The following is a 17,777-nucleotide window of genomic DNA, read 5'->3' as shown; positions in this document are numbered from 1 at the left end:
GAACGTTGCGTTAGGTTTGATCTGTTTCGCTGGGGTTTGGCGTCGAACGCGGAGATTTGACATTGCGTCTGATCAGGTGCCTGGCGTCATTGGCGCTGGGCCTCGTGATGTGTGGTGCCGCTGCCCCCGCTCAGGCCGTTGACGCCGTCAGCGTCCGCAGCGACGCGCCTGCCATCGACCTCACCGGCATTCTGGATCATCAGCGCAGCGAGAACGACCGCATCCAGGTCTCTACCGCGCCCGGCACCGACGGCATCGTGCGCCGCATCGAGGTGCGGGCCCGCGAAGGCGGCCAGCACTGGATCGTGTTTGCGCTCGCCAACAACACCGACGACCAGCTCGACCGCCTGATCGTCGCGCCGCACTACCGCGTCGTCGGCTCCGGCGTGTTCTGGCCCGATCTCGGCCTGTCGCGCATCGCCACCATCACGCCTTCGATCGGCGACCTCCCCGAGCGGCAGGAGAGCCCGACCGCCGACGTCTTCCGCGTTACGCTCGATCCCGGCTCGGTCGTCACCTTCGTGGCTGAACTGCGCACCGACAAGCTGCCGCAGCTGTATCTGTGGGAACCCGAGGCCTACAAGGACAAGGTCAACTCGTTCACGCTGTACCAGGGCATCGTGATCGGCATTTCCGGCCTGCTGGCGCTGGTGCTCACCATCCTGTTCGTGGTCAAGGGCAGCATCATGTTCCCGGCCGCCGCGGCGCTGGCCTGGGCGGTGCTGGTGTATATCGGCGTCGATTTCGGATTCTGGGGCAAGGTCCTGGACATGTCGAACAATGCCGAGCGGGTCTGGCGCGCCTCCGGCGAGGCGATCCTCGCCGCCACCTTGCTGGTGTTCCTGTTCGCCTATCTCAACCTGTCGCGCTGGCACGTTCGCTACTCGCACATCACGCTGGGCTGGCTGTTCTTCCTCGGCTCGCTGGTCGCGGTCGCGCTGTTCGATCCGGCGGTGGCCTCGGGCATCGCGCGGATGTCCCTGCTATTGATCGCCGTGCTCGGCTTCGCGCTGATCGTCTATCTCTCCAGCCATGGCTTCGACCGCGCGGTGCTGCTGATCCCGACCTGGTTCCTGCTGGCCGTCTGGGTCGGCGCCGCCGGCATGACGGTGGCCGGCCAGGTCACCAACGATATCGTCGGTCCGGCGCTGCTCGGCGGCCTCGTGCTGATCGTGATGCTGATCGGCTTCACGGTCATGCAGCACGCCTTCGCCGGCGGCGGCGCCAGCACCGGCATCGTCTCCGACGTCGAGCGGCGCGCGCTGGCGCTGGCCGGCTCCGGCGACCTGATCTGGGACTGGGACGTCTCCGCCGACAAGGTGTTCACCAGCCCGGAGACCGAGAGCCTGCTCGGCCTCAAGCGCGGCACACTTGAAGGCCCGGCGGCGAAATGGCTCGAGGTGCTGCACCCGCTCGATCAGGACCGCTTCCGCGCCGCGCTGGACAGCGTGCTCGACCAGCGCCGCGGCCGCCTGGTGCAGGACTTCCGGCTGCGGACACCGGATGGTCACTTCATGTGGTTCGCACTGAAGGCGCGCCCCGTGGTCGGCTCCGACGGCGAGGTCTCGCGCGTGGTCGGCACGCTGACCGACGTGACCGAGTTCAAGAATGCCGAGGAGCGCCTGCTCCACGACAGCGTGCATGACAATCTGACCGGCCTGCCCAACCGCAAGCTGTTCATCGATCGCCTCGCCGCCGTCGCCAACTTCGCCAAGTCGATGCCGACCCTGCGGCCGACCCTGATGGTGATCGATCTCGACCGCTTCAAGCAGGTCAACGATTCCGTCGGCATCGCCGTGGGCGATTCCATCCTGCTGACGCTGGCGCGGCGGCTGTCGCGCACGCTCAAGCCGCAGGACACGCTGGCGCGGCTGGCCGGCGACCAGTTCGGCCTGATCCTGTTGTCCGAGCAGGACCCGGCGCGCATCACCGCCTTCGCCGAGACCATCCGCAAGACCATCCGCGCCCCGATCGCCTTCAACGAGCGCGAGATCTTCCTGACCGCCTCGATCGGCCTCGCTTTGTCCGACCCGCAGGTGCAGCTGTCGGAGGACATCATCAAGGATGCCGAGCTTGCGATGTATCATTCCAAGCGGATCGGCGGCGACCGCATCGACGTCTACAAGCCGGCGATGCGCGCCCGCAAGAACGACCGCCTGACCCTGGAGAGCGAGCTGCGCCGCTCGATCGAACGCCAGGAGATCACGATCCTGTATCAGCCGATCGTGCGGCTGGAGGATCGCTCGATCGCCGGCTTCGAGGCCCTGGCGCGCTGGGATCATCCGAAGCTCGGCCGGATGTCGCCGAACGAGTTCATCACCATCGCCGAGGAGATCGGACTGATCGTCGATCTCGGCACCTTCGTGCTCGACCAGACCGCGCGCCAGCTCTCGGTGTGGCAGCGCGCGACGCGGCTGCGCGAGCCGATCTTCGCCAGCGTCAACGTCTCCTCGCGGCAGCTGCTGCGCCACGACCTGATCCACGACATCCGCTCGGTGCTGGCGCGCTCGTCGGTCGCCCGCGGCTCGCTGAAGATCGAGCTGACGGAGTCGCTGGTGATGGAGAACCCGGAGCATGCCGCGCAGATGCTGACGCGCATCCGCGAGCTCGGCGTTGGCCTATCGATCGACGATTTCGGCACCGGCCATTCCTCGCTCGCTTATCTGCAGCGTTTCCCGTTCGACACGTTGAAGATCGACCAGTCGTTTGTGCGCACCACCGCGCGCGGCACCCGCCCGGTGATCCTCAAATCGATCATCGCGCTGGCCCATGATCTCGGCATGGACGTGGTGGCGGAAGGCGCGGAGTCGGATTCGGATGCCGTGGAGCTCTATCAGCTCGGCTGCGAATATGCCCAAGGCTACGTCTTCGGCGAGCCGATGGATGCCGATGCCGCGATGCGGCTGTTGACGGAAGAGCGGCTCGAAGCGGCGAGCTGAGGCGGCCACGGGCATCGCACGCCGCCTTCGGGCCCGCTCAATCCATCTCGAACTGCGACAGCGCCGTCAGAGCGCGGCGATAATTGCCGGCGCCGAGGCGGCGCGCCACGCGCTTCTCGTGCGCCGCGACGGCGACGTTCGCCTTCTTCAGGATCATACGTCCGCGCGGCGTCAGGCCGAGCGCGTGCGCCCGGCGGTCCTGCTCGGAGCGCTCGCGCACGATCAGGCCGCTCTGTTGCAGATCGTCGAGCAGCCCGACCATGCGCGCCCGCTCGATGCCGAGCGCGCCGGCGACCGCGATCTGCGTGGTGCCTGGATTGGCCGCGATCGTCTCCAGGATGGAATACAGGATGACGTCGAGTTCCACCGCCGCGAGCGCCGCATTGACGTCGCGGAAGATCCAATGCTGGAGACGACGAACGAAATAGCCGAGATGGTTCTCGAGCTCGCCGAGCCCGATCTCCCCGGTCGGCTTCGCGGCGTCGCGTTGTGCGCCGGCGTTCACGCTCTTGGACATGATTTCTCGCTGCCGTGGACATCCATGCCTAGACCGGCGACATCGCCAGAACAAGGCGCCACAAAGGGTCACATTCACAATAATTGCAAACCACAATCATTCTGCTAGTCTTTCCCGCAACGAATACCAAATGGGAGGGACGAGCCATGTCGGCCTCGACAGCGGCTGCACGCGTGATGACAGCGCCGCGACCATGCACAATAGCGGATAACGCATGTTTCCGCCGGGCATTCTCTGGCCTCGCACCGACGACGGCCTCCCGCAATGCGGAGGCGCGCAATGGCTAGCGCCGAACGCCAGATCCTCCCCGTGAATTCGATGTTCGCCGAGCCCGCAATCGACGCCGTCAGGCGCGATGATGGCGCGATCATCCTGCGCTCACGCACACCGCTCGCGCCGGCTGCGCGCTGCAGCGGCGAATGGCTGGAGCACTGGGCGCGCAGCGTCCCTGACCGGACCTTCCTGGCCGAGCGCCGTGGCGACGGCTGGACAGGGCTGACCTATGGCGAAACGCGCGCGCAAGTGCGCGCCGCGGCGGCCTGGATGCTGGCGCAAGGCCTCGGCCCCGACCGTCCGCTCGCGATCCTGTCCGACAACAGCATCGCGCATGCCGTGCTGGCGCTGGCCGCGCAGCATGTCGGCGTGCCGGTCAGTGCGATCTCGCCGGCCTACTCGCTGATGTCGACCGACCATGAGAAGCTGCGCGCGATGATCCGGCTGCTCGATCCCGGCGCGATCTTCGTCGCGCAACGCGCCCCGTTCGCGCCCGCGCTGAGCGCGATCGAGAGCCTTCATCGGGCAACCATCATCGCCGGTGACGGGGACGGCACGAGCGCCGTGCCGCTGCAGAGCTTGATCGCGACGACACCCGGCCCCGAGGTTGACCGCGCCTTCGCCGCGGTGACGCCGGACACGGTCGCCAAGCTGCTGTTCACCTCCGGCTCTACCGGGCAGCCCAAGGCGGTGATCAACACGCAGCGCATGATGACGACCAGCCAGCAGGCCAAGGCGCAGTTGTGGACGTTTCTGCGCGAGGTCGAAGGCGGCCCGGTCATCGTCGACTGGCTGCCCTGGAGCCACACCTTCGGCGCCAATCACAACTTCAACCTGGTGCTGAGCCAGGGCGGTTCGCTCTATATCGACGGCGGCAAGCCGGCCCCCGGTCTGTTCGACACCTCGCTCGCCAATCTCCGCAGCAAAGTGCCGACGATCTATTTCAACGTGCCGCGTGGCTTCGACATGCTGGTCGCTGCGCTGAAGACCGACGACGATCTGCGGCAGCAATTCTTCTCCGGTGTCAGATGCATTTTCTACGCAGCCGCGGCGCTGCCGCAGAACCTGTGGGACGCGCTCAACGAGATGAGCCTGGCCAGCGTCGGGCGGCCGGCTCCGCTGCTGTCGGCCTGGGGGGCGACCGAGACCTCGCCGCTGGCGACCGATTGTCACTTCTTCGCCGAGCGCGCCGGCAATATTGGCGTGCCGATTCCCGGCACGGAGCTGAAGCTGGTGCCCTCGGGCGAGAAGCTCGAAATCAGGGTGCGCGGGCCCAATGTGACGCCGGGCTATTGGAAGGCGCCGGAGCTGACCGCCGCAGCGTTCGACGACGAAGGCTTCTACAAGATCGGCGATGCCGTGAAGTTCGCCGATCCGGAGCATCCGGAGCGCGGCCTGGTCTTCGACGGCCGCATCACCGAGGATTTCAAGCTCAGCTCGGGCACCTGGGTGAATGTCGGCGCGCTGCGCATCGCCGGGATCGCAGCGCTCGCGCCGCTGGCCCAGGACATCGTGGTCGCCGGACACGGCACGGATGAGGTGCATTTCCTGGTCGTCCCGAACATCGCCGCCTGCCGCAGCAAGGCCGCGCTGGCGAACACGGCCTCGATCGGCGAGGTGCTCGCGCATCCGGCAGTCCGCGACGCGATCGCGGAAGGAATGGCAAAGCTGCGCATGGAGGCGGTCGGCTCATCGCGCTACGCCACGCGCGCGCTGCTGATGGCCGAGCCGCCGTCGCTCGATGCCGGCGAGATCACCGACAAGGGCTACATCAATCAGCGCGCGGTGCTCTCCCGTCGGAGTGACCTGGTCGCCAGGCTGCAGGACGATACGGCATCCGACCTGATCCGGCTGGCGTAGGCGGCTGAACCACCAGGTCAGCTGGTGGCAAGCCGCCAGCGTAGCGAGGCCCGAAACCCACGAGAGCGGCGGCGATTCTGTTCGCTGCATCTCGATGAGTCTGCTTTGGGGATCTCAGACACGACCCGAGACGACTCCCGTGTATCCGCTTCAACCTACAACCGTTCGTTCGACCCGCCGCGTGCCTAACAACTAATCAGGACCAATCATCGGTTGAAGTTGAATTCCATCCGCGCGTGAAAGCCCGTGAAAATACGGAGAAAGGGCGTTGATCCTGCAATGCACGACCATCCGCACTTAACCGGGTATCAACTGCGTTTCCTTAAAGTCGTCCGCATCTACCCTCTTGCCCGGACCGTGCCATGGCTCAGCCGCGCTTCTCGCTTGCCCTCCGTCTCTACGCGATCATCGGGCTCTCCTTCTGCGGGCTCGCCGGCCTCGCCGCGACGCAAAGCCAAAATCTCGCCACGGCTCTGCAGGAGCAGCGGCAGAGCGAGCTCGCGCATCTGACCCAGACCGCGCTCAGCATCGCGCGCGAGGAGTATGACGCGATCGCTCGCGACAAGGTGGCCCCCGACGTCGCGCAGAAGAAGGCCGCCGAGCGGATCGGCAAGCTGCGCTATGGCAGCGGCGACTACTTCTGGATCAACGACATGGGTCCGAAGATGGTGATGCACCCGGTCAAGCCGGAGCTGAATGGCCAGAACCTCGCCGACAACAAGGATCCGAACGGCAAACGGCTGTTCATGGAGATGGTCGATGTCGTCAAGCGCCAGGGCGCCGGTGTCGTCGACTACATGTGGCCGAAGCCCGGCAAGGACGCGCCGCAGCCCAAGCTGTCCTACGTCGCCGGCTTCGAGCCCTGGGGCTGGATCATCGGCACCGGCGTCTATGTCGACGATCTCGAAGCGCAGATGTGGGAGAGCAAGCGCGGCGTGTTCATCGCCGCCATGCTGGTGATGCTGATCATCGGGTCGATCACTCTGATCATCGCGCGGCGGATGTCGTCGGCGCTCGCCTCCATGAGCGGCGCGCTGACCGAGCTCGGCCACGGCAATTTCGAGATCAAGCTACCCGGCCTCAGCCGCAGCGACGAGCTCGGCGACATGGCGCGCTCGATCGAGCAGTTCAGGCAGAAGACCGAGGAGAAGGCGCGACAGACGGCGATGCTCGAGGACGAGCAGCGCCAGGTCGCCGAGCGGATCAAGAGCAAGGCTTTGCAGGAGATGGCCGAGGCGGTCGAGCACGCCGCCAGCACGGCGGTCGGCGAGGTCGCCGAAGGGACGGGCCATATGGCCAACAACGCCAAGTCGATGACGGAGAGCACGCTGACGCTGGAGCGGAATTCCAGCAGCGTCGCCGCTGCGGCCGAGCAGGCGCTGGCCACGACGCAGACCGTGGCCAAGGCGTCGTCGCAGCTCGCCGCGTCGATCGCGCAGATCTCCAGCCAGGTCAGCGCGTCGCGCGAGCTCACGCGCAAGGCGGTCGCGACCTCGTCAGAGGCCCAGGCGACGATCGCGAAACTGTCCGAGGCCGCCGACAAGGTCGGCGCCGTGACCAGTCTGATCAGCGAGATCGCGGGCCAGACCAACCTGCTGGCGCTGAACGCGACCATCGAGGCCGCCCGCGCCGGCGATGCCGGCCGCGGCTTCGCCGTCGTGGCCTCCGAGGTCAAGTCGCTCGCCGAGCAGACCGCGAAGGCGACCAGCGAGATCGCGCAGCAGATCGCCGAGATCCAGGAGTCGACGCGCGCCTCGGTCTCGTCGATCGGCGCCATCGGCGAAGTCATCCGCAATGTCGAAACGGTGTCCACCGGCATTGCCGATGCGATCCAGGCGCAAAACAGCGTGACCATGGAGATTTCGCGTACAGTCGAGGAGACCTCGGCCGCGGCACGCGAGGTCGCAACCCAGATCGCGGAGGTCTCGCGCGAGGCCAGCGAGGCCGGCCGGCGCTCGACCGATATCCGTGACGGCTCGACCAATGTCGCCGACAAGGTGCAGCGGCTTCGCACCGAGCTGGTGCGGGTGATCCGGACCTCGACCGCCGATGTCGATCGCCGCCTGTCGACGCGCCTGAACATCAACCGCCCAGGTACGCTGCAGGTGAATGGCGCACCCATTGCAGTGACCGTGCGCAACCTGTCGCTCGGCGGCGCGCTGCTTGAGCAGATTCCGGTCCAGCTGTCGATCAACACGCCGGTCGCGCTCGGAATCACCGGCATGGTGTCGGATTTGCCGGGCACCGTGACCCGCGTCAGCGATCGCACGGCCCTGGTCCAGTTCACACTGAACACGGAGCAGGCGGCGCGCCTGACGGCGCTGATCTCCGATCGTCAGGCCGCCTGAGCTCGCGGCCTCATCTCACCGGAAATGGCAGGCGACGAGATGCCCCTCGGCGCTCGCCTTCAGCGGCGGCACCTCCTTGCTGCAGACATCCTTGGCGATGGGGCAGCGGGTATGGAAGTGACAGCCTGACGGCGGATCGATCGGGCTCGGCACCTCGCCCTTGAGCCGGATGCGCTTGCGCTTGACGCTCGGATCCGGGATCGGCACCGCGGACAGCAGCGCTTCGGTGTAGGGATGCTTCGGCGCCGAATAAAGCAGCCGTGACGGCGCGGTCTCGACGATGCGGCCGAGATACATCACCGCGACGCGGCGGCTGATATGCTCGACCACCGAGAGATCGTGGGCGACGAACAGATAGGCGATGCCGAACTTCTGCTGCAGGTCCTCGAGCAGATTGATGACCTGGGCCTGGATCGAGACGTCCAGCGCCGACACCGGCTCGTCGCAGATGATCAGCTTGGGCTCGACTGCGATCGCGCGTGCAATGCCGATGCGCTGGCGCTGGCCGCCGGAGAATTCGTGCGGATAGCGCGTCATATGATCGGCCTGCAGGCCGACCGTCTCGAGCAGATGGACGATGCGCTCTTCGTATTTCTGACGCGAGGCGGCGAGCCCATGGATCGTCAGCGCCTCGCCGATGATGGCGCCGATGGTCATGCGCGGATTGAGCGAGGCGTAGGGGTCCTGAAAGATGATCTGGATGTCGCGGCGGAGCGCCCGCAGGCTCTCGCCGGACAGCGCGATCACGTCCTTGCCTTCGAATATCAGCTCGCCCGAGCTCGGCTCGATCAGCCGGAGCACGCAGCGGCCGGTGGTCGACTTGCCGCAACCGGACTCGCCGACAAGGCCGAACGTCTCGCTCGGTTCGATGTGGAAGCTGACGCCGTCGACGGCGCGAACGCTGCCGATCTGGCGCTTCAACAATCCGCCCCGGATCGGAAACGCCTTGGTCAGATTGCGTACGCTGAGCAAAGGCGCCGGTGCGGTGGCAGGAGCAATGGCGGTGTCGGTCATCACAGCAACGTCTCTTCGGCGCGGATGCACGCCACCTTGTGGCCGGGCTCGATCTCGCGCAGCTCGGGCTGCGCGCGCGTGCAGTCGGGAATGGCGAAGCGGCAGCGCGAGGCGAAGCGGCAGCCTTCGGGCGGATTGATCAGCTTCGGCACGCTGCCCGGAATGCTCTCCAGCCGGCTCTTCTTCACTGCGGCGAGATCGATCCGCGGGATCGAGCGGATCAGGCCCTGGGTGTAGGGATGACGCGGATTGGCGAACAGGCGCTCGACCGGCGCCTCCTCCGCGACCCGGCCCGCATACATTACCACGACGCGCTGCGCGACCTCGGCGACGACGCCCATCGCGTGGGTGATCAGCATGATCGACATGCCGAGCCGCTCCTTCATGTCGAGCAGCAGATCGAGGATCTGGGCCTGGATCGTCACGTCGAGCGCGGTGGTCGGCTCGTCCGCGATCAGGAGCTTCGGATTGCACGACAGCGCCATCGCGATCATCACCCGCTGGCGCTGGCCGCCTGAGAAATGATGCGGGTAGTCGTGAATGCGGCGCTGCGGGTTGGGAAGCTGAACCAGCGCCAGCATCTCCGCCGCGCGCTCCATCGCGGCCTTCTTCGACAGGCCCTGATGCAGCCGGATCACCTCAGCGATCTGGTCGCCGACGGTGTAGACCGGATTGAGCGACGTCATCGGCTCCTGGAACACGATCGCGATCTCGCTGGCGCGGATCTTGTTCATCTCGGAGGAGTTGAGCGGCACCAGGTCCCGGCCCTGCCACAGGATCTGCCCGCCGGCGATGCGGCCCGGCGGCATCGCGATCAGCTTCAGCACGGACATCGCGGTCACGGTCTTGCCGGAGCCGGACTCGCCGACCACGCACAGGGTCTCGCCACGGTTGATCGAGATGTCGACGCCGTCGACGGCCTGGACCTGGCCTTCGTCGCTGTTGAAGTAGGTCTTGAGCCCCTTGATCTCGAGGAGCGGTGCGACACGCGCGTCCATCACATCACCTTCCGCGGATCGAGCGCATCGCGCAGGCCATCGCCGATGAAATTGATCGCGATCACGGTCAGGAAGATCGCGCCGCCGGCGAACAGCGCCCAATGCGGCGCAATGTCGAGATAATCCTTGGCGTCGAACAGCAGCCGGCCCCAGGTCGGAATGTCAGGCGGAAAGCCGAGGCCCAGGAACGACAGCGTCGATTCCGCGATGATGGCGGCGGCGACGTCGATCGTGCCGGCAACGATCACCGGACCGAGCGCATTGGGCAGGATGTGGCGGACGACGAGGCGGACGTTGGAAGCCCCGAGCGCACGCGCGGCCTCGACGAACTCCTTCTCGCGCAGCGACAGAAACTGCGCGCGCACCAAGCGGGCCACCGGCATCCAGCGAAAGCCGCCGATCACCAGCACGATGAGGACGAACACGCCGCCCTCCGGCCCCAGCCATCCTTTGAGGAAGTCGCGGAACAGGTAGATGATGAGCAGCAGCAGCGGCAGCTGCGGCAGCGACAGGAACAGGTCCGTCAGCCACATCAGCGCGGCGTCGACCGGTCCCTTGGAGGTGCCGGCGAGCGCGCCGACGACGATGCCGACGATCAGCGCCACGCCCATCGCGGCGAAGCCGACCGCGAGCGAGATGCGGCCGCCATAGATCATGCGCGCCAGCAGATCCTGGCCGAGATCGTCGGTGCCGAACGGGTGCTCCCAGGACGGTGGCGCCAGCCGCGCGGTGAAGTCGATCTCGTTGATCGGGATGCGCCAGAGCAGCGGCCCGAGCACGATCGACAGCGCCAGCAGCGCGAGCACGAGGATGCTGGCGGCCGCCATGCGATGGCGCAGGAAGCGGCGCAGCGCGTCGCGGCCGGGCGAGAAGCGCCGTTTGCCCGACGCGGCGACCGGCGCCGCCTCAACGGAAGGAGATGCGTGGGTCAAGCCAGCCATACAGAATGTCTGCGATAAGGTTGAAGAGAACGACGAGGCAGGCGAACACGAAGGTCACCGCCATGATCACAGGCGTGTCGTTGGCGAGGATGGCGCTGATCAGCAGCGAGCCGATGCCGGGAATGCGGAAGATCTGCTCGGTGACGATGGCGCCGCCGAACACAGTCGGCATCTGCAGCGCCACCAGGGTCACCACCGGAATCAGCGCATTGCGCACCACGTGCTTGACGATGACCTTGCGCTCGTCGAGGCCCTTGGCGCGCGCCGTCGTGACATAATCGAGCTTGATGACGTCGAGCACCGCGGATCGCACATAGCGGGTATAGGACGCGGCCTGATACAGGCCGAGCACCGTGATCGGCATGATCGCCTGCTTGATGCTCTCCCACCACCATTGCCAGCCGGTCGCCTGCAGATCGGCGCGGTAGACGAACGGCAGCCAGCCGAGATTGACGCTGAAGATCAGGATCAGCAGCAGGCCGGTGAAGAAGGTCGGCAGCGAAAAGCCGATGAAGGCAAAGGTGTTGGCGATCTGGTCGAAGATCGAATAAGGCCGCCGCGCCGCCAGCACGCCGACCGGCAGCGCGACCGCCAGCGCGAGGATCTGCGCGGTGCCGACCACGTAGAGCGTGGTCGGAATCCGCTGCAGGATGAGCGTGTCGACATTGACGCGGCTGGCGAAGGAGAAGCCCCAATCGCCATGCATCATGGCGATCAGCCAGCGCACATAGCGCAGCAGGATCGGATCGTTCATGCCGAACTTGACGCGCAGCGCCTCGCGCACCTCGGGCGGCACGTTCGGATTGGTCGCGAGCTCGCCGAACGGATCGCCCGGCGCCAGCGCGAGCAGCACGAACAGAATGAGGCTGATGCCGAGCAGGCTCGGCACAGCGACGATGAGGCGCCTGAGAAGGTAGTTTCCCATCGCTCCACCCCTACGATGTCTGGCTGATCATGCTGGCCGCGCGTCAGCTCGCCCGGTACCAGGATGCGATGAACGCCAGGTCGTTGTCCCAGCCGCTCTTGTACAGCACCATGCCGTTCTTGACGCCGATCGCGTTGAGCCGGTTGATCTCCGGAAGCACGTAATTGTCGCGCACGACGAGGTCGTTGAGCTTGATGAACAGCGCGGCGCGCTTGACCGGATCGAGCTCGCTCTGGGCCAGCTTGTAGGTCTCGTCATAGTCCTTGTTCTGCCAGCGGCAGACATTTCGGCCCTGCCACTTGTTCTCCTTGGTGGCGCACTCCCAGGAGGTGAACTGATTCATGAAGAACTGCGGATCGGCCTGCGGCATCGTCGTCTGATACATCTGCATGTCGCAGTAGAAATGCGTGTAAGTATCGGGATTGGCAACGTCCGAGGAGAAGAACACGGATGCGACCACCGACTTCAGCTCGACATCGATGCCCGCCTTCTGGCAGGCCTGCTTGATGATCGCCTGGTTCTTCTGACGCGGCCCGTTGATCGAGGTCTGGAACACGAATTTGAGCGGCTTGCCGTCCTTCTCGCGGATGCCGGACGCGCCCTTCTTCCAGCCGGCGGCATCGAGGATCTGGTTGGCCTTCTCGATCGAGAACTCGAAGCTGTTGTTCTTGGAGCGGTAGCGCTCGGGATTGTTGAGGAAGTTCGGCGTCGCGACGCCGGCGCGGCCGTAGATGAATTTCTGCACCGAGGCGCGATCGATCAGCAGGTTGATGGCCCTGCGCACTTCCGGATCGGAGAACAACGGATGCTTGGTCTTGAGGCTGGCGCGCTCGCCGTCGACCTCGACATTGGGATCGGTGACGTTGAGGCCGATATATTCGATGTTTCCGGTCAGCGTCAGTTCGGTCTTGCCCTGGCCGCCGGCCTCGAGCTTGGTCAGGATCTCGTCCTCGACCTGCAGATTATAGCCATAGTCATATTCGCCGGTCTGCAACACCGCGCGTGCCGCCGACACCGCATCGCCGCCGCCCTTGATCTCCACCGTGTCGAAATAAGGCTGCGTCGGCACGTGATAGTCCGGGAAGCGCTTGCCGGCGACGGTGTCGCCCGGCTTGAAGTCGACGAACATATAGGGGCCGGTGCCGACCGGCTTCAGATTGGCCGGCGCCTCGCGCGACTTCGCGCCGATATAGTCGCCGAACAGATGCTTCGGAATGATGCAGCCGAACGAAGCCACGAAGGCATCGGCCCAGAACGGCGTCGGCTGCGGGAAGATCAGCTTGACGGTGAGATCGTCGATCTTCTCGACTGCCTTGACGTTCTTATAGCTGCCGATCGAGACCGCCGAGGTCTCGGGATTGTTGGCGTATTCCCAGTTGAAGACGACATCGTCGGCCGTGAACGGCTTGCCGTCGTGCCATTTCACGCCGGGCTTCAGCTTCCAGATCACGGACAGACCGTCGGCGGCGAGACCGCCATTCTCCTTGCTCGGGATCTCCGCGGCGAGGATCGGAACCAGATTGCCTTCCTTGTCCCAGCCGGCGAGCGGCTCGTAGAACAAGCGGCACGCCTCCTGGTCCTTCGTGCCAACGGCGAAATGCGGATTGAGCAGCGTCGGCGCCTGCCAGAGCAGCAGCTTGAGCGGACCGCCGCCGCCGGCCTTGGTCGGCTTATAGGGAATCGCTTCTGCGGCCACCGCGATCCCGGAATGCGCGAGCATTGCGCCAGCCATCGGCGCGGTCAGCCCGACGGCGATCATCCGCTGCACAAATTCGCGTCGCGACAGACGCCCTGTTTTGACATCAGCGATCTGGCGACGGAGATCACGCTCGTTCATTCAATCGACTCCACAATGGCGCTGATGCCCAAAAAAAGCGCCCCGCCATACATGCGGGGGACGCTGCTTAAAATTGGATCAGCCTTCGAGCCGAGTGTCAAAGCAGATTCCGGGCCAATTTCGCAATATGGAACGGATCGATTGTCGCACCTTTGCACTGCGGTAATTAGTTGCAGTCGCGTATCCCGGAAAATGGAACAGGCACCCGGCCGGGGGCTTCCCGACCTGAGTGCCTGGTGATGGGATCAAACGCCGAGGTTGCCGTCAGCCTTCACGATACCAGTTCGGCAGCTGCCACAGATCGTTGTCCCAGCCGGAGGAATGGGTCTGCAGCCCCTTTCGGAGTCCCGACATGCGCGGCCGGCTGAGCTGCGGCAGCACGTGGTGACCGGCGCAGACCGTGTCGTTGAGCCTGATGTACAGCGCGGCGCGCTTCACCGGATCGATCTCCCGCGTCAGTTCCCTGTAGAGATCGTCATAGTCCTTGCTCTGCCAGCGGCTGATGTTGCGCCCCTGCCATTTGTTGGCCTTGCTCGCCACCTCCCACGAGACATATTGGTTCATGAAGTTCTGCGGCTCGGGCGACAGCGTGAACCACTGATACATCTCCATGTCGCAGTAGAAATGCGCGTAAGTGTCCGGATTGGCGGTGTCGCTGGAGAAGAACACCGATCCGACGATCGATTTCAGCTCAAGCTCGATGCCGGCCTTCTGGCAGGCCTGCTTGATGATCGCCTGGTTCTTCTGCCGCGGCGCGTTGATCGAGGTCTGGAACACCAGCTTGAGCTGTTTGCCATCCTTCTCCCTTATGCCGGAGGCGCCCTTCTTCCAGCCGGCGCCATCGAGCAGTTCGTTCGCCTTGGCGATGCTGAACTCGAAGCTGGTGTTCGGCGAGCGATAGCGTGCAGGATTGTTGATGCAGTTGGCCGTCGCGATGCCGCCGCGCCCGTAGACGTATTTCTGCACCGACGCGCGATCGATCAGCATATTGATGGCCGCCCGCACCGCTGGGTCTGACAACACCGGGTGCTTCGTCTGGATGCTGGAGCGCTCGCCATCCACCTCCGTCCAGGGATCGGTGGCGTTGAGCAGGATGAACTCGAAATTGCCGCCGGGCACGATCTCGACCTGGCCTGCCCCGCCGCTCTCCAGCTTCAGCAGGATCTCATCCTCGACCTGCAGATTCCAGGCATAGTCGTATTCGCCGGTCTGCAGCACCGCGCGCGCCGCCGAGACCGCATCGCCGCCGCCCTTGATCTCGAGCGTATCGAAATACGGCCGGTTCGGCACGTGATAATTCGGGTTGAGCTTGCCGAGCAGAACGTCGCCCGGCTTGAAATCGACGAACAGATAGGCGCCGGTTCCGACCGGCTTGAGATTGTTCGGCGCCTCGCGCGACTTGGCGCCGATATAGTCGCCGAACAGATGCTTGGGAATCAGCGCGCTGCCGCCGCCGACGAAGCCCGTCATCCACAACGGCGTCGGCTGCGCGAACACGACGCGAATGGTGTGGTCGTCGATCTTCTCGATTGCCTTGATGTGCTTGTAATCGCCGCTGGTGACCGCCGACGTCTCGGGATCGGTCGCATATTGCCAGTTGAAGATCACGTCGTCGGCGGTGAACGGATGACCGTCATGCCACGTCACGCCCTGCTTCAGCTTCCAGATGACGAAGGTGCCGTCCGCTGCGACCGTGCCGTTCGCCATGCTGGGAATCTCTGCCGCCAGCACCGGCACGAGATTGCCCTCCGCATCCCAGCCGGCAAGCGGCTCGTAGAAGGCCCGCGCCGCCTCCTGGTCCTTCGTGCCGATGGCAAAATGGGGATTGAGCAGCGTCGGCGCCTGCCAGAACAGCAGCTTCAAGGGCCCGCCGCCGCCGGCCTTGGTGGGCTTGTAGGGGAAGTCCTGAGCCGCCATGGCGACCCCGGAATGTGCCAGCATCATGCCGGCCATCGGCGCTGTCAGCCCGACGGCGAGCATCCGCTGCACGAAGTCGCGGCGTGACAGCCGGCCTTCTTTGACCGCAGCGATCTCGCCGCGCAGGTCCTGTTCGTTCATCTCGCATCTCCTCTGCGCGGCAGGCTGCGCGCAAGCCGCATCATTTCGCCGCCCATTGAGAGCAGGAACCGGGCCAATCCGCCACAACCGACGTCCAAGAATCTGGCAACCTAAAATTGCGTGAGTCGCGCGGCGCGGAGCTCACATTTTCTGCTTCAACCGGCGGAAGCGCACGCCCTTGCCGTCGGGCATGCGCGTCGCGACATACCCCGCATCCAGGCAAGCCTCGCGCTGCGGCATCTTCTCCTGCGGGCTTCTCAGGCTGTCCCACCACGACGCGCGCTGCGCTGCGCGCGGCAGGCTGTCACCGATCAGCTCCTCGATCGCCTCGAAGCTGAGCGTCAATTCGGGCAGGGTCTGCCGCTTCAGATAATCTCGAAGCGCATCATAGTCCGGCAAGTCTCGACTCCCTCGTAGCAGCGCGTGTGCGGCCGCCTTGACGACAAGCGCGGCGGACGCAACGACTCGTTAATCTAACATGCGTTACTTCCGGTGACCCGTCAGTTTACGGGCGGGATTCCACGGGACGGGACGGGCTGATGCGCTGGACACGCCGAACAGGCCGGGCAAAGCAGCCTTGGCGACTCTCGGCGCGCACGCTGATCAGCTGCTCCATTTCGACCATCATCGGCTTCTCCGCAATCTGCGCCAGCGTCATGGTCGACCTGCGCCGCGGCGAGGAAGTCCGCGCCCGGCAGGCCCTGGAGAACATGGCCGCCAGCATTGCCGCCGACATCAGCCGCAACGTCGAGCTTTACGATCTCTCGCTGCGGGCCGTGGCGGGCAACCTGTTGCTGCCTGAAATTCACGAGGTCAGCAAGCCGCTTCGCCAACTGATCCTGTTCGATCGCGCCTCGACCGCCAGGAATTTCGGGACGATCCAGGTGTTCGACGCCCAGGGTCGGCTGATGATCGATTCCGCCACGCTCGATCCGAGGCCCGAGGATCGCAGCGACGCCGATTTCTTCCAGGTCCATCGCGACCGCCCCGATGCCGGCCTCTATGTCGGACGCCCGGCGCAGCATCATGGCCCCTCTTCCATCGTCCTGAGCCGCAGGATCTCAACGCCCGACGGGCGCTTCGCCGGGGTCGTCGCCGGCTCGCTTCGCCTCAGCTATTTCCGCGACCTGTTCGGGAGCCTGACGCTCGGCCCCGGCGACAGCATCACGGTGTTCAGACGCGACGGCACCCTGATCGTCAGCGCACCGTTCGATCCGGACGCGATCGGCCGCAACCTGGCGCGGGCCCCGGCAGTGACCCGTGCGCTGACCGAGCCGACGGGATGGTCGAGCAGCTACGGCGCGCTCGACGATCTGCCGCGGCTGCTGGTCTGGCGCAACGGCACCGAGCCGCTGGTGGTGGTGGCCAGCAAGACTTGGGAGAGCGTCTACGCCTATTGGCGCCATGAGGCCATGCAGATCGGCGCGATGATGCTGGCGCTCATCGTGTTCGTTCTGGCGGCCACGCAGGTTGCCGCGCGCGAGATCCAGTTGCGCACCAAGGTCGAGACCAGACTGGAGCAGCTTGCCACGACCGATCCGCTGACCGGCCTGAAAAACCGGCGCAAGTTCGACGAGACGATCGAGATCGAATGGCGGCGGGCGCTGCGCCACCATGCGCCGCTGGGGCTGCTGATGATCGATGCCGACCACTTCAAGAGCTACAACGACAATCACGGGCATCAGGCGGGCGACCAGGTGCTGGTCGGCATCGCCGTCTGCATTTCCGATTCGGTCCGCCGGGCCGGAGACTGCGCGGCGCGCTATGGCGGCGAGGAGTTCGCCGTGCTGTTGCCCGGGACGTCGGACGCCGATGCCCTTCACGTCGCCGAGACGATCCGCACCAAGGTCGCGATCTGGGCGGGCGAGGCGGGCAACACCTCGGTCAGCATCGGCGTCGCCAGCATCACGCCATCGCGCGATACCGACTGGACCGCGCTGATGAACGCGGCCGACAGAGCACTGTACATGGCCAAGGCGGCGGGCCGAAACCGCTGCGTCGCCGCGACGGTGCCCGGCCTGGCGTCAGCAGCCTCGCTGGCGGCGTGACGCCGCCAGCCGCCGCAAC

The 17,777-nt window shown here is 65.5% G+C and carries 12 protein-coding genes; 4 read left to right on the top strand and 8 right to left on the bottom strand.

The genetic code is table 11. The annotated features are described in order from the left end of the window. Positions 1 to 62: 62 nt before the first annotated feature. Complete coding sequence (locus HL671_RS07630; RefSeq protein ID WP_012046766.1) at positions 63 to 2,939, top strand: EAL domain-containing protein; 2,877 nt, start codon at positions 63 to 65, stop codon at positions 2,937 to 2,939. A 37-nt stretch (positions 2,940 to 2,976) separates the two neighbouring features. On the opposite strand, the gene HL671_RS07625 is transcribed toward HL671_RS07630, so the two are convergent. Beyond that, the gene (locus HL671_RS07625; protein WP_172236049.1) at positions 2,977 to 3,456 is read right to left on the bottom strand and encodes a MarR family winged helix-turn-helix transcriptional regulator; all 480 of its coding nucleotides are present in this window, start codon (positions 3,454 to 3,456) and stop codon (positions 2,977 to 2,979) included. Between the two features lie 279 nt (positions 3,457 to 3,735). On the opposite strand from HL671_RS07625, the gene HL671_RS07620 reads away from it, so the two are divergent. Continuing rightward, positions 3,736 to 5,589 (top strand): feruloyl-CoA synthase, encoded by a 1,854-nt coding sequence (locus tag HL671_RS07620; RefSeq protein WP_172236048.1) that lies wholly within the window; start codon positions 3,736 to 3,738, stop codon positions 5,587 to 5,589. 362 nt (positions 5,590 to 5,951) lie between these two features. After that, a complete protein-coding gene (locus HL671_RS07615) occupies positions 5,952 to 7,937 on the top strand; it encodes a cache domain-containing protein (RefSeq protein ID WP_012046769.1) in 1,986 nt (661 codons plus the stop codon). Positions 7,938 to 7,952: 15 nt separating this feature from the next. On the opposite strand, the gene HL671_RS07610 is transcribed toward HL671_RS07615, so the two are convergent. From HL671_RS07610 to HL671_RS07580, 7 genes are all read right to left on the bottom strand, one after another. Further along, complete coding sequence (locus tag HL671_RS07610) at positions 7,953 to 8,951, bottom strand: ABC transporter ATP-binding protein (RefSeq protein ID WP_012046770.1); 999 nt, start codon at positions 8,949 to 8,951, stop codon at positions 7,953 to 7,955. Next, positions 8,951 to 9,949, bottom strand: a complete 999-nt coding sequence (locus HL671_RS07605; RefSeq protein WP_210263804.1) for an ABC transporter ATP-binding protein — start codon at positions 9,947 to 9,949, stop codon at positions 8,951 to 8,953. The genes HL671_RS07610 and HL671_RS07605 overlap by 1 nt, the downstream gene beginning before the upstream one ends. Beyond that, positions 9,949 to 10,890 carry an ABC transporter permease gene (locus HL671_RS07600; RefSeq protein ID WP_041751043.1) on the bottom strand — a complete coding sequence of 314 codons (942 nt, stop codon included), beginning with the start codon at positions 10,888 to 10,890 and terminating at the stop codon, positions 9,949 to 9,951. Before HL671_RS07600 ends, HL671_RS07605 begins: the two co-directional genes overlap by 1 nt. Further along, positions 10,856 to 11,815 carry an ABC transporter permease gene (locus tag HL671_RS07595; protein ID WP_012046773.1) on the bottom strand — a complete coding sequence of 320 codons (960 nt, stop codon included), beginning with the start codon at positions 11,813 to 11,815 and terminating at the stop codon, positions 10,856 to 10,858. Before HL671_RS07595 ends, HL671_RS07600 begins: the two co-directional genes overlap by 35 nt. Positions 11,816 to 11,858: 43 nt before the next feature. Beyond that, positions 11,859 to 13,652, bottom strand: coding sequence for a peptide ABC transporter substrate-binding protein (locus HL671_RS07590; protein ID WP_012046774.1), 1,794 nt, complete (start codon positions 13,650 to 13,652; stop codon positions 11,859 to 11,861). Between the two features lie 264 nt (positions 13,653 to 13,916). Beyond that, positions 13,917 to 15,710: a peptide ABC transporter substrate-binding protein gene (locus HL671_RS07585; RefSeq protein WP_172236046.1), complete on the bottom strand. Its 1,794-nt coding sequence runs from the start codon at positions 15,708 to 15,710 to the stop codon at positions 13,917 to 13,919. Between the two features lie 141 nt (positions 15,711 to 15,851). Next, complete coding sequence (locus tag HL671_RS07580) at positions 15,852 to 16,109, bottom strand: DUF7662 domain-containing protein (RefSeq protein WP_012046776.1); 258 nt, start codon at positions 16,107 to 16,109, stop codon at positions 15,852 to 15,854. Positions 16,110 to 16,249: 140 nt separating this feature from the next. Here HL671_RS07580 and HL671_RS07575 point away from each other — a divergent pair, with 140 nt between their 5' ends. Beyond that, on the top strand, positions 16,250 to 17,758 hold the full coding sequence (locus HL671_RS07575) for a GGDEF domain-containing protein (protein WP_172236045.1): 1,509 nt from the start codon (positions 16,250 to 16,252) through the stop codon (positions 17,756 to 17,758). The last annotated feature ends 19 nt before the right edge of the window (positions 17,759 to 17,777 follow it).

This window comes from Bradyrhizobium denitrificans, assembly GCF_013179005.1.
GTDB lineage: Bacteria > Pseudomonadota > Alphaproteobacteria > Rhizobiales > Xanthobacteraceae > Bradyrhizobium > Bradyrhizobium denitrificans.
Note: the sequence above shows the minus strand (reverse complement) of the source record. Positions and strands in the feature narration are given on the sequence as shown.